The sequence below is a fragment of the Streptomyces sp. NRRL S-244 genome, from assembly GCF_000717915.1.
In the GTDB taxonomy this organism is placed as follows: Bacteria; Actinomycetota; Actinomycetes; order Streptomycetales; family Streptomycetaceae; genus Streptomyces.
In genome coordinates this window covers 335,203-357,802 of the sequence record NZ_JOCX01000004.1, presented here as the reverse complement: position 1 = coordinate 357,802, position 22,600 = coordinate 335,203, and the positions used below count along the sequence as shown (strand labels likewise).

17 protein-coding genes and 1 pseudogene are annotated in these 22,600 nt (G+C 75.2%); 13 read left to right on the top strand and 5 right to left on the bottom strand.

Annotated elements, in window-relative coordinates; genetic code table 11:
* Position 1: 1 nt before the first annotated feature.
* From IF02_RS0107495 to IF02_RS0107465, 7 genes are read left to right on the top strand one after another with little or no spacing between them, the layout of a single operon-like run.
* Positions 2 to 1,309: a TRAFAC clade GTPase domain-containing protein gene (locus tag IF02_RS0107495; RefSeq protein ID WP_234318122.1), complete on the top strand. Its 1,308-nt coding sequence runs from the start codon at positions 2 to 4 to the stop codon at positions 1,307 to 1,309.
* On the top strand, positions 1,306 to 3,903 hold the full coding sequence (locus tag IF02_RS0107490) for a GTPase-associated protein 1-related protein (protein ID WP_078621939.1): 2,598 nt from the start codon (positions 1,306 to 1,308) through the stop codon (positions 3,901 to 3,903). Before IF02_RS0107495 ends, IF02_RS0107490 begins: the two co-directional genes overlap by 4 nt.
* Positions 3,900 to 5,627 (top strand): TRAFAC clade GTPase domain-containing protein, encoded by a 1,728-nt coding sequence (locus tag IF02_RS0107485; protein WP_234318121.1) that lies wholly within the window; start codon positions 3,900 to 3,902, stop codon positions 5,625 to 5,627. Before IF02_RS0107490 ends, IF02_RS0107485 begins: the two co-directional genes overlap by 4 nt.
* Before the next feature lie 54 nt (positions 5,628 to 5,681).
* Positions 5,682 to 5,810, top strand: coding sequence for a hypothetical protein (locus IF02_RS35890; protein ID WP_267880912.1), 129 nt, complete (start codon positions 5,682 to 5,684; stop codon positions 5,808 to 5,810).
* 36 nt (positions 5,811 to 5,846) lie between these two features.
* The gene (locus tag IF02_RS0107475) at positions 5,847 to 6,509 is read left to right on the top strand and encodes a vWA domain-containing protein (protein WP_030154621.1); all 663 of its coding nucleotides are present in this window, start codon (positions 5,847 to 5,849) and stop codon (positions 6,507 to 6,509) included.
* A gap of 53 nt (positions 6,510 to 6,562) precedes the next feature.
* A complete protein-coding gene (locus IF02_RS0107470) occupies positions 6,563 to 7,549 on the top strand; it encodes a protein phosphatase 2C domain-containing protein (RefSeq protein ID WP_234318120.1) in 987 nt (328 codons plus the stop codon).
* On the top strand, positions 7,546 to 8,877 hold the full coding sequence (locus IF02_RS0107465; RefSeq protein ID WP_030154617.1) for a protein kinase domain-containing protein: 1,332 nt from the start codon (positions 7,546 to 7,548) through the stop codon (positions 8,875 to 8,877). The genes IF02_RS0107470 and IF02_RS0107465 overlap by 4 nt, the downstream gene beginning before the upstream one ends.
* A 13-nt stretch (positions 8,878 to 8,890) precedes the next feature.
* Here IF02_RS0107465 and IF02_RS0107460 read toward each other — a convergent pair whose 3' ends face one another.
* From IF02_RS0107460 to IF02_RS0107440, 5 genes are all read right to left on the bottom strand, one after another.
* The gene (locus IF02_RS0107460; RefSeq protein WP_030154616.1) at positions 8,891 to 9,217 is read right to left on the bottom strand and encodes a hypothetical protein; all 327 of its coding nucleotides are present in this window, start codon (positions 9,215 to 9,217) and stop codon (positions 8,891 to 8,893) included.
* A gap of 29 nt (positions 9,218 to 9,246) precedes the next feature.
* Positions 9,247 to 10,701: a hypothetical protein gene (locus tag IF02_RS0107455; RefSeq protein WP_106977232.1), complete on the bottom strand. Its 1,455-nt coding sequence runs from the start codon at positions 10,699 to 10,701 to the stop codon at positions 9,247 to 9,249.
* Positions 10,702 to 10,857: 156 nt separating this feature from the next.
* On the bottom strand, positions 10,858 to 10,998 hold the full coding sequence (locus IF02_RS35110; RefSeq protein WP_199809192.1) for a hypothetical protein: 141 nt from the start codon (positions 10,996 to 10,998) through the stop codon (positions 10,858 to 10,860).
* Between the two features lie 458 nt (positions 10,999 to 11,456).
* Positions 11,457 to 11,696: a hypothetical protein gene (locus IF02_RS36070; RefSeq protein ID WP_030154612.1), complete on the bottom strand. Its 240-nt coding sequence runs from the start codon at positions 11,694 to 11,696 to the stop codon at positions 11,457 to 11,459.
* Positions 11,697 to 11,971: 275 nt separating this feature from the next.
* Positions 11,972 to 12,178, bottom strand: coding sequence for an MbtH family protein (locus IF02_RS0107440; protein ID WP_030154611.1), 207 nt, complete (start codon positions 12,176 to 12,178; stop codon positions 11,972 to 11,974).
* 231 nt (positions 12,179 to 12,409) lie between these two features.
* Here IF02_RS0107440 and IF02_RS0107435 point away from each other — a divergent pair, with 231 nt between their 5' ends.
* The 6 genes and pseudogenes from IF02_RS0107435 to IF02_RS35105 form a co-directional block, all read left to right on the top strand.
* Positions 12,410 to 14,761 carry a lantibiotic dehydratase gene (locus IF02_RS0107435; RefSeq protein ID WP_030154609.1) on the top strand — a complete coding sequence of 784 codons (2,352 nt, stop codon included), beginning with the start codon at positions 12,410 to 12,412 and terminating at the stop codon, positions 14,759 to 14,761.
* The gene (locus tag IF02_RS0107430; RefSeq protein ID WP_030154607.1) at positions 14,761 to 16,266 is read left to right on the top strand and encodes an amino acid adenylation domain-containing protein; all 1,506 of its coding nucleotides are present in this window, start codon (positions 14,761 to 14,763) and stop codon (positions 16,264 to 16,266) included. Before IF02_RS0107435 ends, IF02_RS0107430 begins: the two co-directional genes overlap by 1 nt.
* Positions 16,263 to 17,375 carry a threonine ammonia-lyase gene (locus tag IF02_RS0107425; protein WP_234318119.1) on the top strand — a complete coding sequence of 371 codons (1,113 nt, stop codon included), beginning with the start codon at positions 16,263 to 16,265 and terminating at the stop codon, positions 17,373 to 17,375. The genes IF02_RS0107430 and IF02_RS0107425 overlap by 4 nt, the downstream gene beginning before the upstream one ends.
* Positions 17,376 to 17,452: 77 nt before the next feature.
* The gene (locus tag IF02_RS0107420; protein ID WP_051695926.1) at positions 17,453 to 17,734 is read left to right on the top strand and encodes an acyl carrier protein; all 282 of its coding nucleotides are present in this window, start codon (positions 17,453 to 17,455) and stop codon (positions 17,732 to 17,734) included.
* Between the two features lie 10 nt (positions 17,735 to 17,744).
* On the top strand, positions 17,745 to 20,045 hold the full coding sequence (locus IF02_RS0107415; RefSeq protein ID WP_030154602.1) for a lantibiotic dehydratase: 2,301 nt from the start codon (positions 17,745 to 17,747) through the stop codon (positions 20,043 to 20,045).
* 197 nt (positions 20,046 to 20,242) lie between these two features.
* Positions 20,243 to 22,486: pseudogene (locus IF02_RS35105) on the top strand (condensation domain-containing protein); the annotation flags it as partial.
* Between the last annotated feature and the right edge of the window lie 114 nt (positions 22,487 to 22,600).

Below are 22,600 nucleotides of genomic sequence, written 5' to 3'. Positions count from 1 at the left end.
CATGACCTCCGTCGTCTGCCCCTACTGCTTCGACCGCTCGGCCGCCGCCCGGCTGCCGTTCCGCTGCCAGATGTCCGCCACCGGGGTGCGCGGCGGCAAACCGTGCACCGCCGAACTCGACGAGACGTGGGCGGAGTTCATGGGCCCGAGCGTGCCCCCCGCACTGAAGATGCGCGGACCGGTCTTCACCGCCCCGCGCGGCCTCGCCGGCCGTCTCGTCAGTGGCGGGGGCACGCGCGCGGACTGCCCGCACTGCGGGGTGTCCACCCCGGTCCGGGTCTGTCTGCGCTGCCACAGCGACTTCCCGAGCGACTACACCGACCAGGACACCCGGATCATCGCCCTGCTGGGCCCCAAGGCGTCCGGCAAGAGCACGTACGTCTCGGTGCTGATCAACGAACTGCGCAACCGGGTGGGCCGGGCGTACGGCGCCTCCATCACGGCGATGGGCGGCGAAACCCAGCGCCGGGACCGGGAGATGGCCGAGGACCTGTACGACCGGCTGCGGCTGCCCGAGGCGACCAGACCCGCGGCGCTCGGCTTCAACGACCCGCTGCTGTACCGGCTGAGCCTGCCGCTGCGCCGCCGGCTGCGCGGAGACGGCAGCCGGCACACCGCGCTGGTGTTCTTCGACGCGGCGGGCGAGGACCTGGGCAGCGCCGAGGCCATGGACCGCTACACGCACTACCTGGCGGCCGCCGACGGGATCATCCTGCTGGTGGACCCGCTCCAGATGCGGGCCGTACGCGACCAGCTGCCGGTGGACGCGGACCTTCCGCTGCCCACGGTGGAGACCCCGCCGCAGCAGATCGCGGCGGACCTCGCGGCCCAGCTGCGGGCCCACGGGCGGGGCACCTCGCGCGGCCGGGTCACCACGCCCGTGGCGGTGGCGGTGACCAAGACGGACTCCTTGTTCTCGCTGGTGGGGCCGCACTCCCCGCTGCGGCGCAATGCCGGCCACGCGGGCGGCGCGGTGGACGACGAGGACCGGCTGGCGGTGCACGAGGAGATGCGGGGGCTGCTCGACGGCTGGGACTCGGGGGCGCTGTTCCGGCAGCTGGACCGGGACTTCGCGCAGCTGTCGCTGTTCGGGCTCTCGGCGCTGGGCTCCCCACCGCCCGCGCACGCCCCGGCCGACGCCCCCAAGTCGGGGCCGCAGCCGCTGCGGGTCGAGGACCCGCTGCTGTGGCTGCTGGGACTGGGCGGGCTGCTGCCGCGCTCCGGGACCGGCGGTGGCGCGGGGCGCCGTACGGCCGCCGCGGCGGCCGGGACCGAGGGCCCGCGTCACGGTTCGGGAGGAGAGGCGTGAACCTCGCGCAACTGCACTACACCTCGGCGCCGCCGGGCCCGGACGGCTCGGGCTTCCGGTTCACCGCCGTCAGCCCCGGCGTGCCCGCCTCGCTGCTGCGCGAGGCCGAGCAGCTGATCGGCTACGAGCCGCCCCGGGACGCGCCGCCGCGCCCGAGCGCGGACCAACTGGGCGCCTTTCCGCAGGCCTTGAGCCTGAACGTGCTCTCCGACGGCAGCCGGCTGCTGGCCCGCTCCGTGTACACGGGCGCCGACTACAGCGGCCGCTGGGGCAATTTCCACGCCCATGCGGTCCACCTGCCGCAGCCGGCCGACACGGACCGGCCCGCCGGGGGGCAGCTGCCGATCACCGCCTGGGGCTCCCCGCAGTGGGCGGCCGACTCGCCGCCGGCCGGGGCGCCCGTGCCGCCGCTGGCGTCGGTGCCCGCCCCGGGCCCGCTGGACCTCGGGGCGCTGGCGGCCTTCGTGGCCGCCCGGGGGCGCTGGCTCGCCGGGTTCTTCGCCGACGTACGGCGGCTCGCCGAGGATCCGGCGACCCCGCAGCTGGTGCTGGTGGAGCAGGACAGCGAGGCCGTGGCCTGGTGGATCATGCTGGCGTGCAGCGTGCTGCCGCACCGGCGGGGGCAGTGGCTCACCTTCACCACGTACACCCGGCGGCCGCAGCTCGCCCGGCAGCAGATCATCGGCGTGGTGCCGGAGGACGGGCTGGGCCTCGCCGGACAGGAGCACCGCTACCGGGTGTACGACGCCGCCCGCGCGGCGGCGCCCGAACCGGCCCCCGACGCATGGGCGCAGACCGCCGCGAGGATCTGGCAGGCACAGCGGCAGGAGCTGTTCGCGCACGTCCGGCGGCTGCCCGGACCGCCCGGCGGGCCGTCGGGGACGCCGGGGACGCCGGGCCCGTACGAGCCGTCGGGGCCCTACGGGCCGTACGAGGCGGGGCCGCTGGCCGCGCTCGCGCTCGCCGCCGGCGTCGGCCTGGACTCGGCGGGCCGGGCCGCGGCCGCCGACTGGGCCGCCGGACACCGGGCCGCCCTGGACGACGTACAACTGCACGCGCTGGCCCGGGCACTGGCCCGTCCGGCCGGGGACCGGGGGCCCGAGGAGGCCGCCGCGAGCGGGCGGCTGCTGTCGGCCCTGGCGGGCTGGGCGCCCCCGGCGGTCAGCGAGCCGCTGGTGGAGCTGGCGCTGGCCGGGGCGGTCCGCTCGGGCGGCGCCGCACCGCCCGCCGGGCTGCTGGGCGAGCCCGCCCGGCTGCGGCTGGCGGCCGAGCTGGAGCCGGAGCTGCGGGCGGCGCTCACCGACCCGTCGCGCGAAGCGGCCGACCGGGCCGGGCTGTTGCGGGTCTCCGCGGAGCTCGGGGTGGACACCGAGGCCCTCCTGCCCGATGTGGCACGGCAGTTGGCGCAGGCTCTGATCGCCGATCCCGGGTCCGCGTACGGGGAGGCGGTGGGGGCCGCGCTGGCTGAGCTGCCGCGGCTGCGGGAGCTCGTACTCGACCGGCTCGACGGGCTCGCGGCGGGCGATCCGGCCGCGGGGGCACGGCTGTTCACCGTCACCCCGCTGCGGCCGACCGGGGCCGGGGCCCTGCCGCACCTGCGGATGTGCGCGCAGGCTCCCGCGGCGGCCGCGGCCGGGGACCGGATGAAGGCGCTGACCCGGCTCGTGGAGCATTCCGGCACCTCGCTGGAGGCGGATCCGCTGGTGCTGCGGACGGCGATGCGGCTGGTGTGGGGCGCGGAGCCGCCGACCGCGGGCGAGGCCTGGCTGGCCCTGTCCGCGCTGGGCGAGCGGGCCCACCGGGAGGCAGGCACCTGGGAGTTGCTCGCGCGGGCGGCCGTGTCCGCCCCGGCCGGCGACCGGGAGGCGGAGGCACTGGCGGTGGAGCTGCTGCGCCGCTCCTCGGCGGAACTCCCCACCCCGCTGCGCGCTTCGCTGCTGCTGCTGGAGCTGGCCCGGAACCTGCGGGCCGGGGAGATCGGCCCGGGCTGGGTCCGCCAGGCCCTGGCCCTGGGCACGGCGGACCCGGCGCCGACGGCACGGGAGCACGCGTACGCGGCGGTGGCCGCCCACCTGCTCGCCGACGACCGGCCGGAGAGCGAGCTGCGGGCCCTGATCGAGAGCAACGACGCCGAGCTGCTGGCGGCGTACCGCCGGGCCGCCCGGCAGCCGCGGGTCGCGGACCGGCTGAGGCTCGACCCCCGGTACGCGGCGGAGTGCTTCGCCACCTGGTCCTCGCAGCCCCAGGCGGGCCCGGCATGGCAGGAGACCCGCGCCGACCTCCTCGACGGCGTGCTGCGCCCGGTCGTACGGGGCCTGCCGGCGCCGCAGCTCGCCGCGGTGGAGGAGGCCGTGGCCCGGCTGGGCGGCCGCTGGTCGGAGGAGTTCCGCGGCTGGCTGCGGCCCGGCGCCTTCGGGCGGCTGCGCGACCGCTTCGGCGGCTCGGGCCGGCGCGGCGCGAAGGGCGCGGCCGGGAACCCGCCGCCGCGGGGCGGGTCGGGCGGGCCCATCGCGCCCGGCGACGCGGGCGGGCCCGGCGGGCCCTCCGGATCCGGCGGACCCGGCGGACCCGGAGACGACGGGAGGCGGCCGTGACCTCCGGCGGCGTGGACCTGGCGCTCATCGCGAAGACGTTCGGGTGGACCACGGTGGCGATCGGGGTGGTCATCTGCCTCGGGTACGGGCTGTGGCGTTTCCTGGCACTGGCCCTGGGGGCGGCCGCCACCGCGTTCGGGCCGCGCGTCCCCGGGTCTCCCGACCCGCGGGTCTCCCCGTACACGGGTCCGGAACCGGCACAACCCGCCTACTGGGCCCGGCAGATGTGGATCGACGCGGCGGCCGCCGCCCGGACGGCCGCGCATACGGTGTGGTATCTGCTGGTCCACCACTGGCTCGACGAGCTCGTCCGCCGCCGCCTGCTGAACGGGCGCAACGCGTCGACCGGCGATCGGGCCGAGAACGTCATCGCACGGCTCGTACTGCGGCTGCTCGCCCCGGCGACGGCCCTGGCCGCGCTGCTGTCGGCGCTGCTCGCCTCCGCCCTGCTCCTCGGCATCGCGGTGGCGTTCGCCGCCCAGCTGCTGCTCGTGCGGGGCGTGGCCCTGGCCGGGGTGGCGGGCGGGCGGAGCGCGGAGCGGCTGTGGAAGCTGGCCCGCGGCATCCGCATGAAGTGCCCGTACCCGGGCTGCTACCGGCCGTTCCCGCTGGCCGTGCACCTGTGCCCGGGCTGCGGGGCCGCCCACCGCGAGCTGCGGCCGGGCCGGTTCGGGGCACTGCGGCACGTCTGCCGGTGCGGGCGGGCGCTGCCCACCACGACTCTGGCCGGGAGACGCAAGCTGGCCCTGCGGTGCCCGCACTGCGATCAGGAGCTTCCGGCGGCCGTGGGCACGACGCGGGTGGTGCACCTGCCGCTGATCGGGGGCACCTCCGCCGGGAAGACCATGCTGATGGCGGCCATGCTCGACGGGCTGCGCTCCTGGTCGCACGAGTCGGCGCTCACCGTCGAGTTCGCCTCGATCGCCGACCGGCGCGAAGCCAACACCCTGGGCCGGCAGCTGGAGACCTCGGGGTGGGCGCTCAAGACGCAGGGCGGGCAGCCCCGGGCCCTGATGCTGCTGGTCGGGAGCGGGCGCGGTCCGCTGAAGCGCCGGCGGCTGCTCTACCTGTACGACCCGATGGGCGAGTCGCTGCGCGACGCGGCCACCACCCGGCTCCAGCAGTACCTCGCGCACGCCGACGGGGTGGTGCTGGTCTGGGACGTGCTGGCGGCGCCCGGCGTACGGCGCGCCCTGCGCGAGGGCGACAGGAGGCTGGCGGTGGCGGCCCGGCCCGCCGACCTCGGTCCGGTGGACACGTACGCTGCCTTCACCGGCGAGCTCCAGGGCCTCGGCGGCCGACGGGGGCGCCTGGGGGCGGCGGTGGTGGTGACCAAGCGGGACGTACTGGACCAGCTGAGCTCGCTGCCGCGACCGGAGGGGCCGGTCGATGCCTGGCTGGGCGAGATCAAGCTCGGCGGGCTGGTCCGCACCCTGGACCACGATTTCGCGGCGGCCCGCTACTGGGCGGTCAGCGCCCACGCCGCCACCGGGGCGGGCGCCCTGGTGGCCGAGCAGCGGAGGGCGGCGGAGCCGGTGCTGTGGCTGCTGTCGCGGACGGGCCTGCGGGCCGGCGGCGCGCCCGGCGCGGCCCGGCAGCCCCGGCTCCCCCGCCTCCCGCGGCTCCCCCGGCTGCCGCGACCACGCGGCGGGACCGGCGGGACCGGCCGTACGCGCCCCGGCGAACCGGCCGACCCGTCGGCACCGGATCGATCAAGCCTGTGACGTGGGGCGGGGCGAAGGCTAGGGTCCAAGAGTCACTGAGAGGAGCAACTGCCCATGGTGACACCGCAGATCGCACGGGGGCGGCTGCTGATGCTGATCCTGTTCGTGGCCGCGGTCGTGATGACGGCGGCCGCCGGGGTGGCGGCGCTCGTGCGGTACGTACCGCAATGGCTCGGGAGTTGAAGGAGATTAGCGGTGAGTGACATCCCCGGCGGGCCGATGGCGAACCGGCCCGTCCACTTCATCTGGCTGCTCGACTGCTCGTACTCGATGCAGGGCGAGAAGATCGGCCAGCTCAACTACGCGATCAGAGAAGCCGTTCCGGAGATGCGCTCGGTGGCGCAGGACAATCCGGCGGCCCAACTGCTGCTGCGCACCATGACGTTCTCCACCACGGCCCGGTGGCACCACCAGGACCCGGTGCCGGTGGAGAACTTCACCTGGCAGGACGTCCAGGTGGACGGCATGACCAACCTGGGCGAGGCGCTCCAGATGGTGGCCCGGGAGCTGGACACCCCGCCGATGCCGCAGCGGGCGCTGAAGCCGGTGCTGGCGCTGGTCTCCGACGGGGTGCCGACGGACGACTGGAAGGCGGGTCTGCGGGCGGTGGACGCGACCCCGTGGGGGCGCAAGGCCGTACGGGTGGCCATCGCGATCGGCGCGGACGCCGACCGCACCGTGCTCCAGGAGTTCCTCGGCAATCCGGAGCTCCAGCCGCTGGACGCGAACAGCCCCAAGCAGCTGGCGGCGGCGATCCGCTGGGCCTCGACGGCGGCGGTCAAGGCGGCCTCGCAGATGGTGGCGGGCGCGGCGGACCCGCTCGCCAAGCAGCCACCGTACGCCCCGCCGGTGCTCGACGACGACGATGACGACGTGTGGTGAGCGGACCCGTGTCACCGGAACCACCGCCCGTACCACCGCCCGGACCGGCGCCCGTGCCACTGTGGGCCACGCTCCTCCAGAGCGTCCAGGGCGTGAACAAGACCCGCAACCAGGACTACTGCGAGGTCCAGGGCCGCGGCACGGCCGAAGAGCCGCTGATCATGGCGGTGGCCGACGGCCACGGCTCGGCCGCGCACGCCCGCAGCCATCTGGGCTCCCGCTTCGCCGTGGACCTCTTCGTCGAGGAGGCCCGGCGGTTCGGGGCGCTCGCGCAGCCGCGCGGCGACGAGCGGCCGCCGAGCCTGGCCTGGCTGATGCACTACGCCGAGCACGCGTTCCCCCGCCAACTGGTCAGCGCCTGGCGGGAGAAGGTGCTCGGCAACTGGGCGCGGACCAGCTCCCACGAGGAGCCGGGACTGTCCGAGGAGCACAAGGTGCTGCTGTACGGGAGCACGCTCGTCGGCGCGGTGCTCACCCCCCGGGTGTTCGCGGCCTGGCAGCTCGGCGACGGCGAGCTGACGGTGGTGGACGACGACGGGCGGGTGACCGTACCGCTGGCGCCGGCCGAGGCGGACCTGGGGGACGAGACGGAGTCGCTGTGCACCCCGGAGGCGTGGCTGCGCGTACGGACGCACTGGGCTCCGGTGACGGCCCCCTCGCGGGCGCCCCGGCTGGTCGCGGTCTCCACCGACGGGCTGTCGAAGAGCTTCGCCTCGGACCGGGGGTTCCTGCAGTTCATGGCCGGGCTGGACGACCGGCTGTCGGCGGAGGGCGCGGACACCGTACGGGCCGTCCTCCCGCGGTGGCTGGCCAGGGCCTCCCAGCACTCGGGGGACGACACCACCCTGGTGGCCGCCTGGCACCGGGGCACCCCGGCGGCCCCGCAGTGGGCTCCGGAAGCCGCCCCGGAGCGGGCCCCGGAGGCGGCCCCGGAGCGGGCCTCGGAGGCGGCCCCGGGAGCGCCCCCCGCCCCGGACCCCGGCGGGCCCCCGACCACCGACCCGGCACCACCGACCGACCCTCACGGGAGAGACGAATGAGCGGCATGCTCGACAGCGGGACCCTGCTGACGACCGACAGCGGTCTGGGCGTGGAGGTGTTCGACCTGCTCGGGGCCGGCGGGCAGGGCGAGGTCTACCGGGTGCGGACCCCCGCCGGGTACCAGGCGCTCAAGTGGTACTACCCGGCCTGCGCGACCCCCGCCCAGGAGGGCATCGTCCGCCAGCTGGTGGGCCGCGGCTTCGACGACGACCGCTTCCTGTGGCCCCTGGACTTCGTGGCCGACGGGCGCGGCGCGTTCGGGTACCTCATGGACATCCGCCCGGACCGGTTCAAGGGCCTGCCCCTGCTGTTCCGGCGGCAGCTGCGCACCTCGACGCGGGCCCTGCTCAAGGCCTGCCTGTACACGGTCGAGGCCTACCAGGCCCTGCACTCGCGCGGGATCGCGTACCGGGACATCTCCTGGGGCAACATCTTCTTCGACCCGGCCACCGGCGACGTGCTCGTCTGCGACAACGACAACGCGGTGGTGGAGGGCGACAGCACCGGCATCTCGGGGACCATGGAGTTCATGGCGCCGGAGCTGGTGCGCGGCGACCCTGGGGTCGCCCCCGGCACGCAGAGCGATCTGCACTCCCTGTCGGTGCTGCTGTTCATGCTGCTGATGAACCATCATCCGCTCAAGGGGCGGCGCGAGTTGGCGATCCACTGCCTCGACGAGGCGGCGGAGCGCAAGCTGTACGGGAAGCAGCCGCTGTTCGTCTTCGACCCGCAGGACCGGTCCAACGCGCCCGACCCGACCGAGCAGGCGACCGTACTGGCCACCTGGGCGGCGGCGCCGGACTCGCTGCGGGAGCTGTTCACCAAGAACTTCACCGCGGGCCTGCACGATCCGACGACGCGGGTACGGGAGTCACAGTGGCGGGACACGCTGCGGGCGGTGCTCGACGCGGTCGTGGAGTGCGCGCAGTGCGGGCGGCAGAACATGACCGAGCCCCGGTCCGCCGATCCGGGTACCTGCTGGGGCTGCGGGAGCACGCTGGTGCTGCCGCCGCGGCTGGTGCTGACCACGCCCCCGCCGCGTACCGAGCACCACATCCTGCTGCACCGCTCCTCGCGGGTGCAGGCGCACCACCTGGCCCCGGAGCCGGCCCGGCACGACTACGGCGACGGCACGCTGGTCGCGCTGCTGACCGAACACCCGCAGAAGCCGGGCCGGTTCGGGCTGGCGAACCGGTCCGCCTCGACGTGGACGGGCACCCGCGCCGACGGCTCCACCCAGCGGATCGACCCCGGCCAGACCGTACCGCTGCGCTCGGGCCTGGAGCTGGACTTCGGCGGCGCGCGGGCCGTCGTACGGGCGAAGTAGCGTCCGGAGGGGGTCAGTTGCCCAGGAGGCGGCCGATCTCCTGGGCGAGGGCGAGGCCGCCGCTGCCGGCGCCGAGACCGAGGGTGATGGTCTCCAGGGAGCGGCGGATCACCCCCGGCTCGGCGGCGCGCCGCTCCTGCGCGGCCTGGTCCAGTTCACCGCGCAGGATCTCGGCGGCGGCGATTCGCTCCTGGGCCGCGCCCTGGTCGCGGAGCCACTGGGCGAGTTCGGCGGCCAGCCGCAGGGTCTCGGCGGCGGTGTCCTGCTGCCCGATGTTGATGGTGCCGTGGTCGCCGATGATGCCGGCGTTGACGTCCTTGTTGAAGTTGAAGGTGCCCATGCGCTCTCCTGCTTCCGCTGGTCGTGGGGTCAGGGCGCGCCGCGGCCCTGGCCGCCCTGGGGTCCGCCGGGCGAGGCGCCCGGTCCGCCGTGGTGGTTGACGGTGCCGTTGTCGCCGATGACACCGGCCTGCACACTGCCCTGGAAGGTGTAGGTGTGGGTGTTGATGACCTGCTGCGCCTGGTCGTAGGAGCTGGTGTCGACGTTGTGGTCCTTCAGGAACCGCTCGGTCGCTATCAGCACGCCCTGCTGGAGGCGCTGGAGGAAGTCCTGGGAGTCGGTGCGCTCGGTGTAGCCCAACTGGTCCCAGTCCGCGACCCGTTCGCGGATGCTGTCCACGGCGCCGTAGTCGTACAGCATGTGCCGCTTGTCGATCTCGCGCCGTACCTTCTCCAGGGCGCGGGCGCGCCGGCGGCGGGCCGAGGAGCGGCGGTTGATGCGTGAGGCGGCGCCGAGCAGCGTCGGCCCGGCGGTGCGGGTGGCGTGGGCGACCAGGCTCCACCAGCGCTCGAACCCGTCCACCGGCAGCCGGTTCACCCGGTCGAAGCGGTCCTGGAGCGGGGGGATGCCGTACGCCGACACCTCCCAGGTGAGGCTGGGGTGGTGGAGGCGGGCGCGCAGGTGCATGGAGACGATGGCGCGGCCGCCCTCACCGGCCCGGACCAGGCTGAGGTAGGTGCGCATGCCGGCGCCGGACTGCATCAGGCCCGCCTGGACGAGCTGCTTGGGGATCTGCGCGAGAGGCCGCTTCAGCCGGTCCGGGAGCAGTTCCGCGCCGACGTACGGCACGTGATTGCCTATGACGTAGAGCCGGTTGCGGACCTGGAGGCCCTTGAGGCCGGCGATGTGCTCCATCTCGCGGGCCACGTAGGTGTGCAGGTCGACCGCGTCGAAGGGCTTGATGGGCAGTTTGGCGCCGTTGCCGGCCGGGTCGTCGGCCGGGCGGCTGACGTCGATGGGCTGCCAGACCATCTCCTTGAGCTTGGAGCCGCTGCCCACGAACGGGTTGGTGCGCTCGGCACTCGCGGTGTACGGGACCACGTTGGCCCGCTTCTGCTCCAACAGCCGCTGCTCGACCTCGGGTTCGACGGCCGGGGCCAGGCCGGCGGGGCGCTCCGTGCCGTGCTCCACCGTGAGCGCGGCGGTACGGGCCCGGCTCTCGGCCTGGTGGACCAGCCACCAGGCGCTCGCGTACGCGAGGACGACGAGCCCCGCGGCCGCGTACGCGAGCCCCCACAGGCCGCCGACCACCGCGTACAGCAGCACGGGCACGGCGGCCCACACCCCGACCCCGCAGATCCAGGCCAGTCGCCGGTCCCGCACGTCGATCCGCCGGACCGCGGCGCGCCCGTGCCGGGCCAGCGCGACCAGGTCGATGCCGAGGGAGAGGCCGGTGGCACGCAGCCGGTCCTCGGTGAGCTCCACGTCCACGTCCCGGGCGAAGCCCTCGTCCAGATGCGCGCCCGCGCACAGGTGCCGCGTCACCGCATCGGTCCGATACTGCGCGAGCGCGGGTAACTGCCGTCCCCCCACGTACCCCTCCCCCATCCTTTCCCGCCACCCTACGGACCCACCCCCACCGTGTCCCGCGATTGCCCCCGATCAGCAGCGGCCGGCAGCAGTCGGAGGATGCACGTGCGGTTACCAGTTCCCGTAGATGTCCACCAGGTTGGCGATCATCGCGGCCAGGGCGTCGGCACGGTGGCGGTCCCCGCGCTGCTCGCGCAGGGCCTCGTCGGCGGCCCGCAGCCGGGCCAGGGCGGCCGGCTCCCGGTCCTCCACGTCGTAGATCAGCGGATCGGTGACCAGATCCAGGCACTCGGTGAGCAGCCGACGGGTGGCAGGGGACGGAGGGGCGGGGTCGGGGTCGGCGTATGCGGTGGTCAGGTACTGCGCCGGATTTGCATCGTGAGCCGCCTCACCTGATCTGCTTGGCCGGGGCCATATAGCCGTTCTTGCTGGGAAGCTTGCCCTCCACGATGTCCTCGTGGGCAATCGGTGGATGTCGCACTCGAAGCGGATGTTTCCGGCGCGGGTGAGGCTGGTGCCCGTGTACGTGCGCGATCCGGTGGCCTCGCCGCCCGGGTGCTGGTCCGGCCAGGTCCCCGAGGTCTCGTTGCCCGCGTCGTCGTACGCGTACCGCTCCGTCCGGCCCTGGGCGTGGACGGCGGTGACCCGGCCCGCCGGGTCGAGGTCGAGGTCGAACGTACGGGTGCCCGCCAGCCGGTCCGCGACGGATGTCAGATGGCCGTCGGTGCGGTAGCGCAGGCCCGGGTGTTCACGGCGCGCCCACCGGCGGATATGTGCTGCTCGGACGGTCGTCCGGCCTCGTCCCAGGCGGAGGTCACCGTGACCGCGTCGCCGAAGACGCGGGCCAGCTCACGGCCGGCGGCGTCGTGGGTGAAGTCGACGCGGTGGCCCCCGGTGGGTGTGGTGCGGCGCGTGCGGCGGCCCACGGCGTCGTACGCGTAGTGCGTCACCCGGCCGTCGACGTCCTTGACGATCGCCCGGCCGAGCTGGTCGCGCTCGAACGCGATGGTCCCGCCGAGCGCGTCGACGCGGACGGCCGGCCGGTAGGTGACGGTGCGGCCGTCGAAGTCGGTCTCGGAGACGATCCACCGGGTCGGTGATGCGGACCGACCGGCCGAGGGCGTCGCGCTCCGTGCGGGTCACCTCCACGGGCAGGAGGTGCACCGGTCGGCGGGGCTCCGTTCCCCCGCGGCTCAGCCACGCCGACCGGCGTTCGCGGCCCCGTTCAGGATTCGGCCAGGCGGCGGCGCAGGCTCAGCGGGCGCATGTCCGTCCATACCGCGGCGATGTGGTCCAGGCACTCCTGCCGGGCGCCCTCCGTGCCCTCGGCGTGCCAGCCGGCCGGGAGCTCCCGGTCCGCACGCCAGATGGAGTACTGCTCCTCGTCGTTGCGCACGACCCGGTAGCCGTTCTCGTCGTCGGTCGCGGTCATTGGTCCGGCCCTCCCCTTGTTGTTCGGTCATTCCGTGATGGGTCACAGCGTGCAGCGCCGGGGCGGGCCGCCATAGGGACAAACGCGCAGAAGGACCGGCGGTCGGTGCTGCCGCTCCTTCCCTGGTGGCGCCGGGGTGCGCGGCGGCAGTGTTCGGGGCAGCCAGGGTGGCGACCGAGAGGTACAGCGCCGCCGGCCACGTCACCCCATCAGGCTGGAAGGAGCTCCGCCATGTCGGACACCCCAGAGACCGTGCACCTGCCCACCGGCGGGTGGCGGTTGTGGGAGCACTTCGCACTCCGCGGTCCGGGTTTCCCGGCCGAGGGGGTCCTGCGCATGGCTCCGCCCGGACTCGCCCTCGCCGCCGACAAGTTCGGCCCGGGCGACGTCCTCGCCGGCCCGGACTGGGAGGCGTTCACCGGGGCCTTCGACACCGGCGCGGTCGCCACCGCCGAACTGCTCCAGGACATCGCCGCCTCGCCGCGCTTCCGGGCCGCCGTGGCCTGGCAGAACCCGGCCGTACTGCGCACCGGCATCGCCCCGTTCCTGAACTGGACGCCGACGGCCGCGAGCCGGACCAGCATGCCCCGCCAGCGCGAGGAGCTCGTCGCCCACTACTGGCAGCGGTTCTGCGTCAAGAACGACACCATCGGGTTCTTCGGGCCGGTCGGGTGGGGGCGCTGGGACCTCGCCACCGCTGGGGTGCAGGTCGATCCCGGCACCGGCGGGTTCCTCGCCGACTCGCGGGTCTACTTCGCCAGTTGGGCCATCGACGCCCTCGCCAAGTCGCTGAACGCCGACCCCGCGCTGCGGGCGTGGATACCGCCGCGCCGGGTGTCCTTCGTACGGGCCGAGGGCCTGTCCGTGCACCTGCCGGGCCGGCCGCCGCAGCCCATCGGCCAGACCGCCCGCGCCGTACTGGACCTGTGCGACGGGACCCGGCCGGCGGCCGCGATCGCCGAGGCGCTGGGGATCCCGGTGGCGGAGGCGACCGAGACGGTGCAGTGGCTGGTGGCCAAGCGGTGGGTGCACTGGCGCCTCGACGTGCCGACCGGCACCTACCCGGAGCGGGAGCTGCGGGCCGTCCTGGAGCGGATCGGCGATCCGGCCCTGCGGGAGCCGGCCCTGGAGAAGCTGGCCGTCCTGGAGCGCGGGCGGGACGCCGTCCAGGCGGCCGGCCTCGACGCCGAGGCGCTGACCCCGGCGATCGGCGCCCTGGAGGCGGACTTCGCGGCGCTGACCGCCACCGACGCCCAGCGTTCGAAGGGCGAGCGGACCGCGCCCTGCCGGGGGCTCGTGTACTCCGACGCCCGGCGCGCGGCGACGGCCACCCTCGGCACCGCCCTGCTGGACGAGCTGACCCCGCTCGCGCAGTGCCTGACCGCGGCGCGCTGGATGACGAACCGCTTCGCCGACCGGGTCCGGCCCCGGCTCCGCGAGGTGTACGAGCGGCTGCGCGCGGCCGGCCCGGTGGACCTGGGGGCGATGTGGCTGGGCTGCCTGCCCTCCCCGTACCCCGAGGCGGGCCGCGATCTCGACGCCGTCCAGGCCGAGCTGCGCGCGAAATGGGCGCGGATCCTGGCCGTGCCCGAGGGGGCGCGCCGGGTCCGGGTGTCCTCGGCGGACATCGCGGAGCGGGTGCGCGAGGAGTTCGACGAGCCCGGCGCGGGCTGGTCGCTGGCCCGCTACTTCAGCCCGGACGTACTGCTGCTGGCCGACAGCGCGGACGCCGTCGCCCGCGGGGACTTCGAGATGGTGCTGGGCGAGATGCACAGCGCGCTCAACACGATGGGCGCCTCCCTCTTCGTCCACCAGCACCCCGACCGCGAGGAGCTGATCGCCGAGACCACCCGCGACTTCCCCGGGCCGCGGCTGCTGCCGATGCTGCCCAAGGAACTGCCGCTCAAGTGGTCGACGCGCAGCAGGCCTTCGCTGGACCGGCCGCAGGACTACTACGTCTCGCTGGTCGACGACACCGGGGACCCGCACCGTCCGCGCACCGTCCTGTGCGCCGACGTGACCGTGGAGGACCGGGACGGGCTGCTGATGGCGGTCCTGCCCGACGGGGCCGCGTTCGACCTGCTCGACGTGTACGCGAACACCCTGACGCAGCGCGTCATGGACCGGTTCACGCTGCGTCCCGACGGCGACCACACCCCGCGCATCAGCATCGACAAGATGGTGGTGGCGCGCGAGACGTGGGCCTTCCCCGCCTCCGAACTCGCCTTCGCCGACGAGAAGTCCGAGGCCAAGCGGTACGTGGGGGCCCGGCACTGGAGGCAGGAACACGATCTGCCCCGCTTCGTGTTCGTGGTCTCGCCGACCGAACCCCGGCCGTTCTACGTGGACTTCGACAGCCCGGTGTACCTGACCATCCTGGCGAAGGCCGCGCGCCGGCTGGCCCGCAAGGACCCCGGGGCCAAGCTGAAGGTCAGCGAGATGCTGCCGACGCCGGAGCAGGCCTGGCTGACCGACGACGAGGGCGCCGCGTTCACCTCGGAGCTGCGCTTCGTCGCCGTCGACCAGACCGTCACCGACGTCTCGCGGCCCGCGCAGGAGCCCGCCGCGGACGGGAGCGCGTGATGCGGACCTTCGTCGACGACATCGCCGCGCACGCCGCCCTCGACCCCGGCCGGATCGCGGTGACCACACCGGCCGGCGAGGTGACGTACGGGGAGCTCATCGCCCGCATCGACGCGCTGGCGGCGGTGCTGCGGGCCCGGGGCGCCCGGCCCGAGACGGTGTGCGCGGTGGCCGTGGAGCGCGGGGTGGACGCCGTGGTCGCACCGGCCGCGGTGGTCCGCTCGGGGGCGGCCTTCCTGAGCCTCGACCCCGAGCAGCCGCCGGCCCGGCTGGCGGCGCTCGTCCGCAGCGGCGGCGCCGACATGCTGCTGACCTCCTCGGCCCTCGCCGGCGGGCTCGACCTGCCGGTCCCGGGGACCCCCGTACTGCTCGACCGCCCGGGAAGCCTGACCGGGGAGGGCCCCGGGCCCGGCGGGCCGCCCGGCGGGCGGGCCCTCGCGTACGTCAGCCACACCTCCGGGAGCACCGGCGAGCCCAGCGCCGTCCTGGTCGAACACGCCGGTCTGGACTCGTACTTGCGCTTCGTCGCCCGCGACTACGGGCTCGGTCCGGACACGGTGGCGCTCCAGGTGGCCCCGCTGGGCTACGACGCCTCCCTGCGGGACACCTTCGCCCCGCTGCTGGCGGGCGGGCGGCTGGTCGTGGTGCCGCGTTCGGCGCTGCTGCGGCCCGAGGAGTTCGGCGCCGCCGTACGGGAGCACGCGGTGACCGCGCTGCTGAGCGTGACGCCGTCCTTCCTGGCCTTCCTGGCCGGGCAGCCGGACGCGGACCGACTGCTGGCCGGGGTACGGGTGGTGGTGTCCAGCGGAGAGTCGCTGCGCCCCTTCCTGACGGCCGGCGGCCGGGCCCTGGTGCCGGGCGCGCTGGTCAACCAGTACGGGCCGACCGAGTGCACGATGACCTCGACCCGCCACGCCGTTCCGGCCGAGCCCGACGTCCTGACCGACATCGTGGGCACGCCGATCGACGGGGTCGTGGTCCGGCTGCTGGACGCCGCGCTGTCGCCGGTGCCCGACGGCTCCGTCGGGGAGGTCTGCATCGGCGGGACCGGGGTGGCCCGGGGCTACCGCGGGCGGCCCGCCCGTACGGCCGAGTGCTTCGTACCCGATCCGCTCGGGCCGCCCGGTGCGCGGATGTACCGGACCGGTGACCTCGCGACCCTGGGCCCGAACGGGCTGGAGTACCTGGGGCGCCGGGACCGCCAGGTCAAGATCCGCGGCTACCGGGTGGACCCGGCCGAGGTGGAGGGCGCGCTGCTGGCCCATCCCGGGGTCACCGGGGCGGTCGTCACCCCCGACACCGACGCGCAGGGGCGGGTGTTCCTGGTCGCGCACGTCACCGGGGACCTGACGGAGGTGAAGGACGCGGCGCTGCGCGCCCACCTGGGCGCCACGCTCCCCCCGCACCTGATGCCGCGCCGGTTCGCACGGCTGGCGCAGCTGCCCACCACCCGCGGCGGAAAGGCCGACCGCCGCGCCCTGTCGCAGACCGGAGGCCGGCCGTGACCACCGCACCGAGCGCGCCGCGCGCACCCCGGACGTCCATCGCGCTGCCCGGACCGCGCGCGCCCATGACCCCCAGGGCGCCGGCCTCATCGACCGTATCCGCCGCACCCGCCACACCCGCCACACCCGCCGCATCCGCCAGGGGCGTCCCGCTCGGCCGGTCCGACGTGGAGGCCGCGGCGGCGCGGATCGCCGGCCACGTACGGCGCACCCCGCTGCTCGCGGGGCTGCCCGGGCCCGAGCTGCGCCGGACCGGCCGGGGGCTGCTGCTGAAGGCCGAACACCTCCAGTACGGCGGGTCGTTCAAGCTGCGCGGGGCCGCCAACGCCGTCCTGGCGCTCGGCGCCCGCCGGATCGTGACCGGCTCCTCCGGGAACCACGGCATCGCGCTGGCCCGGCTGGCCGCCCCGCTCGGCGCCGAGGTGACGGTGGTGCTGGCCGGCGGGGCGCATCCCGCGAAGATCGCCGTGATCAAGGCCCTCGGCGGGCGTACGGTCCGCGTACCGGGCGGGGTCGCCGAGCGCGACGCCCGGGCTCGGGAGCTGGCCGAGGAGACGGGCGCGGTGCTCATCCCCTCCTCCGACCACGAACTGGTGGTCGCGGGGCAGGGCACGGTCGGTCTGGAGATCCTCGCCGAGGCGCCCGACACGGAGACCGTGTACGTGCCGACCGGCGGGGGCGGGCTGCTCGCCGGGGTGTGCCTCGCCGCGTACGGGCACCCGGTGCGGGTGGTGGGCGTCGAGCCCGCCGGCACCCCCCGCTACGCCCGGTCCCTGGCCGCGGGGCACCCCGTACGGCTGGCGCCCGGTGACACCGTCGCCGACGGGCTGCGCGGGCAGCAGCCGGGGGCGGTGCCGTATCCGATCGTCCGGGACCGGGTCGACGACCTGGTCACCGTGTCCGACGCGCAGATCCTCGACGCGGCCGCGCTGTTGCGCCGGCGCGGGTTCGAGGCCGAGCCGTCCGGCGCGGTCGCGCTGGCCGGGGCGATCCGCGCGGGCCGCACCACCGGGTGCTCCGTCGCCGTCGTCTCGGGCGGCAACACCAAGGCGGCGCTGATGGCGGCCGCCGCGGCGGCCACCCCTTCCCGTACCCACTGCACCACCTGAACCACCTGAACCACAGACACGACCCGCACCAGCGACGCCACCACCCACACCACACGTCCGCTCCTGGAGGAGAACCCATGACCACGACCGTGAACGAGACCGCGAACCTGACCGCGCAGCTGACCTCCACCGCCCTGACCGAGCTGGTCGTCTCCATCTACCGCGAGACCCTGGGGGTCGCCGAGCTCGACGAGCAGAGCGACTTCTACGAGTGGGGCGGCGACTCGCTGACCGCCTTCCGGATCACCGCACGGCTCGAGGAGGCACTCGGGGCAGAGGTCCCGGTGGCCCTGGTCTTCGCCTACCCCTCGCCCGCGGACCTCGCCGACGTCGTCCACGCCGACTTCGTCCAGGCATGAGGGGCCGGTCATGACGGACACCTACGTACCCGGCGGCCGCTGGCGACTCTGGGAGCAATTCGCCCTGCGCGGCGCGGGATTTCCGGCCGGGGGCGTACTGCGGCTGGCCCCGGACGGGCTGGCCTCGGCCGCCGACAAGTTCGATCCCGGCGAGGGCCCGGCCGCCCTGGCCGGTGAGCGGTGGGGGGAGTTCACCGCCCTGTTCGCCGAAGCCCAGGTGGAGACGGCGCACACGCTCCAGGAGATCGCCCGGATGCCCGCCTTCCGGGAGGCGGTGGCCTGGCAGAACCGCCCGGTGCTCGCCTCCGGGATCACGCCCTTCCTGAACTGGACGCCGACCGCCGCGGGCCGGACCAGCATGCCCCGCCAGCGCGAGGAGCTGGTGGCCCACTACTGGCAGCGGTTCTGCGTCAAGAACGACACCATCGGGTTCTTCGGGCCCGTCGGCTGGGGCCGCTGGGACCTCTCCGCGGACGCGGCGGACGGCGTCCGCGTCGACCCCGGCACCGGCCTGATCGCCGGATCGGAGGTGTACTTCGCCAGCTGGGCCATCGACGCCCTCGCCGCGCGGATCGACGCCGATCCGGCGGTACGGGAGTGGGTGGCGCCCCGGCGCGTGCCGTTCGTCCGCCAGTCCGGGACGGACGTGACGGTGCCGGGCCGGCCGCGCCAGGCCCTCGGCGAGGAGGGGCGCGCCGTGCTCGCGCTCTGCGACGGCGTACGCCCCGCGCGGGAGATCCGCGCCGCGCTGCCGGGCGTGGACGTGTCCGCCGTACTGGCCGACCTGGTCGCCCGCCGGTGGGTGGTGTGGAAGCTGGAGGTGCCCGCCGACGCCCGCCCCGAGCGGCACCTGCGGGCCTGGCTGGACCGGGTCGGGGACGCGGGGCTGCGCGAGCCCGCCCTGGCCGCCCTGGACGCCCTGGAGCGGGGCCGGGACCGGGTGGGCGAGGCGCGGGGGCCCGAGGCGCTGGTGGCCGCGCTGACGGAGCTGGAGGGCGAGTTCGTCGCGCTGACGGAGACCGCCGCCGTACGCGAGAAGGCGGCCGGTACGGCGCCCTGCCGGGCGCTGGTGTACTCCGACTGCCGCCGGGCGGCGACCGCCGCCCTCGGGCGGACCGTGCACGAGGCCCTCGCCCCGCTGGATCCGCTGCTGACCAGCGCCGGATGGCTCACCGCGCGGCTCGCCGACGCCGTGATGGCCCGGGCGCGGGAGGTGTACCGACGGCTGGCCGGGCAGGGTCCGGTCGACCTGGCCGGGTTCTGGTTCGCCTGCATGCCGATCCTGCACGGCGCCGCCCGCGCCGAGTCCGCCGGGCTCCAGCAGGAGTTCCGCAGGCGCTGGGACGCGATCCTGGCGCCGCCGCCGGGCACCCGCCGGGTCAGGCTGCCGCTGGAGGCCGTCGCGGGGCCCGTCGCCGAGCAGTTCGGCGGTCCGGGCGGCGGCTGGACCGCCGCCCGCTACCTCAGCCCCGACATCATGATCGCCGCCTCCGGGGAACAGGCCGTCGCCCGCGGCGACTTCGAACTGGTCCTCGGCGAACTGCACGTCGCCGCCAACACCTTGGGCTCCTCGCTGTTCGTCAACCAGCACCCGGACGCCGGCGAGCTGCTCGGGCTCACCGGCCGTGACCATCCCGGTCCCCGGCTGCTGCCGCTGCTGCCCAAGGAGCACCGCTCCCGGCTCTCCGCGCGGACCCGGCAGGTCCTGGTCCGCCCCGAGGACTACTACGTCGCCCTCGTCGACTTCACCGCCGACCCGGGCCGGCCCCGTACGGTGCTCAGCGCCGACGTGGCGGTGACCGAGCGGGCCGACGGCGAGCTGGCGGTGGTGCTGCCCGACGGGTCCGAGTTCCCGGCGGTGGACGTGTTCTCGCACGTCCTGACCACCCTCGCGATGGACCTGTTCCAGATCCTGCCCGACGGGGCCGACCACTCCCCCCGGGTCACCGTCGACCGGCTGGTGGTGGCCCGCGAGACCTGGCGGCTGCCCCCGTCCGACATGGACTTCGCCGAGGAGAAGGACGAGGCCCGCCGTTTCGTACGGGCCCGGCAGTGGCGGGAGCGGCGCGAACTGCCGCGGTTCGTGTTCGTCGTGCTGCCGACCGAGACCCGGCCGTTCTACGTGGACTTCGACAGCCCGGTCTACGTCAACATCCTCGCCAAGGCCGTCCGCAGGATGGCCCGCAAGGAGCCCGGGGGCCGGGCCGTGTTCACCGAGATGCTGCCGAGCCCCGAACAGGCCTGGCTGACCGACGACCAGGGCGGGGCCTACACCTCCGAGCTGCGCTTCGTGGCGGTGGACGAGGGCTGAACAGGCTGACGGGAGCGGCACGGCCACACCCACGGAGCGACGCGTACCGGCGGCGCGCACGGCAGAGCAACAGGCCGTGCGGGGCCGCCGTTGCGCGTTCTACCCCCCGGCGGCTGCGTGCGCAGCTGCGTCTTCTTCCCTACTGACGGATCTCCGCAGACAGCAGTGTTGAGGAAAACACCGCTTGGAGGCCCACAGTGAAGGTTGTCGCAGCGCACGGCGGACCGGCGAGGCACGGCAGCGAAGCCGGCGACGTCGTACGTGACGGTGACGGAGTGTCGTTCGCGCAGCGGAGGCTGTGGTTCCTCGACCAGCTCAGCGGAGGCTCCGCCGAGTCGCTGCTCCCGCTGGCCCTGCGCATCCGCGGCCCCCTCGACGTCCCGGCCCTGGAGCGCTCGCTGGCCGGCATCGTGGACCGGCACGAGGTGCTGCGCACCCGCTTCACGGCCGTCGACGGGGAGCCCGTACCCGTGGTGGACCCGGCGGGCCGCACCCGGCTGGCGCGGACGGAGGCGGGCAGCACCGAGGAGCTGTTCGACCGGGAGCTGGCGCGCCCGCTGGACCTGGCGAAGGAGCACCCGCTGCGGGCCCTGCTCGCCCGCCTCGGGCCCGACGAGCACGTGCTGCTCCTGGTGGTCCACCACATCGCGGTGGACGGCTGGTCCTGGGACGTGCTGCTGCGCGAACTGGACGCCGGCTACCGGGGCGAGGCCGTGGACGCGCCGCCACTGCAGTACACCGACATCGCCCGGACCGAGGCCGAGCGCCTGAGCGGGCCGCGGATGGAGCGGCTGCTCGGCTACTGGCGGGAGCGGCTGGCCGGGGTCGCCCCGCTCGCGCTGCCCGCCGACCGGCCGCGGCCGGCGTTCTGGGACGGCTCCGGCGACGTGGTCCGCTTCGAGCTGCCGGCCGGGCTGGTCGCCGAGGTGGACCGGGTGGCCCGCGAGCAGCGCGCGACCCGGTACATGCTGCTGCTCGCGGTGTACCAGGCCCTGCTCGGCCGGTACTCCGGCCGCTCCGACATCGCCGTGTGCACCACCCTGGCCGACCGCGGGCGCGCCGAAGTGGCCTCTCTGATCGGCCCGTTCGTGAACACGATCGTGCTGCGCACCGACCTGTCCGGCGATCCGACCTTCGCCGGCCTGCTGGGCCGGGTACGGTCGGGGGCCCTGCGGGACTTCTCGCACTCCGAGGCCCCGTTCGACCGGGTGGTCGGCGAGATGGTCACCGAGCGCGACCTGTCCCGCCACCCGCTCGCGCAGGCCTCCTTCACCCTGCTGAACACCGTCCCGTCGGCGGCCCGACTGGACGATCTGGACGTCGGCCTGGTGCGGACCCCGCTGACGGGCACCCCGCTGGACGTGTTCCTCGACCTGAGCCTGCGCGCCAATGGCGACATCGCGGCGCGGCTCCAGTTCTCCACCGCCCTGTTCGACCGGAGCTCGATGGTCCGCTTCACCGAGGGGTACGTGGAGCTGCTGCGCGCCGTGACGGCCTCGCCGCAGACCCCGGTGGCCGAACTCGCCGGACGCCTGGAGCCGTTGCCCGGCAAGGAGCGGGCCCGCCTGGTCGGGATGGCGGGCTCGGCTCGCCCCGCACCGGCCGCGGAGCCGTTCACCGTGGCGGGCGAGCCGAACGCGGTGGCCCTGGTGTGCGGGGAGAAGATCCTGCGCTACCGCGAGCTGGACGCCCTCGGCGGCGGGCTGGCCACCGCCCTGCGCGCGGCGGGCGTCGGCCCGGGGACCCCGGTCGGCGTGTGCGTCGGGCGCGGGGTCCGGTCCGTGGTCGCGATGACCGCGATCTGGCGGGCCGGCGGGGTCTACGTACCGCTGGATCCGGCGCTCCCCGAGGAGCGGCTGCGGTTCATGGCCGGGGAGGCCGGGCTGGCCTGCGTCCTCGCCGATGGGACGACCGCGGAACTGGCCGGCGCGCTCGGCCCGCAGGTGCTGCGGGTGGAGGACGCCGGATCCGATGCGGGCGCCCCGCACCACACCCCCGACCCGCGGGACCTCGCGTACGTCATCTTCACCTCGGGCTCCACCGGCCGTCCCAAGGCCGTCGGCATCGAGCACGGCGCGATCGACGCGCATGTCGCCGCCGCCCGCGAGGAGTTCGGGATCACCGCCCGGGACCGGGTGCTCGCCTTCTCGTCCTTCTCGTTCGACGCCTCGCTGGACCAGCTGCTGACCGCGCTCGGCTGCGGGGCCACCCTGGTGGTCCGGCCGGACGAGCAGTGGCTGCCCGCGCAGATCCCCCTGGTGGTCGAGCGGTACGGGATCACCGTCTTGAACCTGCCGCCGACGTACTGGGCGGAGCTTGCCTTCTCGCTCACCGACCGCACCGCCGCCTCCCTCGCGTCGCTGCGCCTGCTGATCCTCGGCGGGGAGTCCGTCCCGGCCGCGGCGCTGGCCGCCTGGCAGGCGCGGGCGGCGCACGTACGGGTGCTCAACGCGTACGGCCCGACCGAGACCACGGTGACCGCCCGCCCTCACCGCCCAGAAGTTCATACCCGACCCGTACGGCCAGGACGGCGGACGGCTCTACCGCACCGGCGA

Excerpts from the sequence above, each read along its gene's own strand:
- IF02_RS0107440 (WP_030154611.1), bottom strand. The coding sequence starts at position 12,178 with ATGACCGCGACCGACGACGAGAACGGCTACCGGGTCGTGCGCAACGAC.
- IF02_RS35890 (WP_267880912.1), top strand. The coding sequence starts at position 5,682 with ATGGTGACACCGCAGATCGCACGGGGGCGGCTGCTGATGCTGATCCTG.
- IF02_RS0107465 (WP_030154617.1), top strand. The coding sequence starts at position 7,546 with ATGAGCGGCATGCTCGACAGCGGGACCCTGCTGACGACCGACAGCGGT.
- IF02_RS0107430 (WP_030154607.1), top strand. The coding sequence starts at position 14,761 with ATGCGGACCTTCGTCGACGACATCGCCGCGCACGCCGCCCTCGACCCC.
- IF02_RS0107460 (WP_030154616.1), bottom strand. The coding sequence starts at position 9,217 with ATGGGCACCTTCAACTTCAACAAGGACGTCAACGCCGGCATCATCGGC.
- IF02_RS0107420 (WP_051695926.1), top strand. The coding sequence starts at position 17,453 with ATGACCACGACCGTGAACGAGACCGCGAACCTGACCGCGCAGCTGACC.
- IF02_RS0107435 (WP_030154609.1), top strand. The coding sequence starts at position 12,410 with ATGTCGGACACCCCAGAGACCGTGCACCTGCCCACCGGCGGGTGGCGG.
- IF02_RS0107495 (WP_234318122.1), top strand. The coding sequence starts at position 2 with ATGACCTCCGTCGTCTGCCCCTACTGCTTCGACCGCTCGGCCGCCGCC.
- IF02_RS0107415 (WP_030154602.1), top strand. The coding sequence starts at position 17,745 with ATGACGGACACCTACGTACCCGGCGGCCGCTGGCGACTCTGGGAGCAA.
- IF02_RS0107475 (WP_030154621.1), top strand. The coding sequence starts at position 5,847 with ATGGCGAACCGGCCCGTCCACTTCATCTGGCTGCTCGACTGCTCGTAC.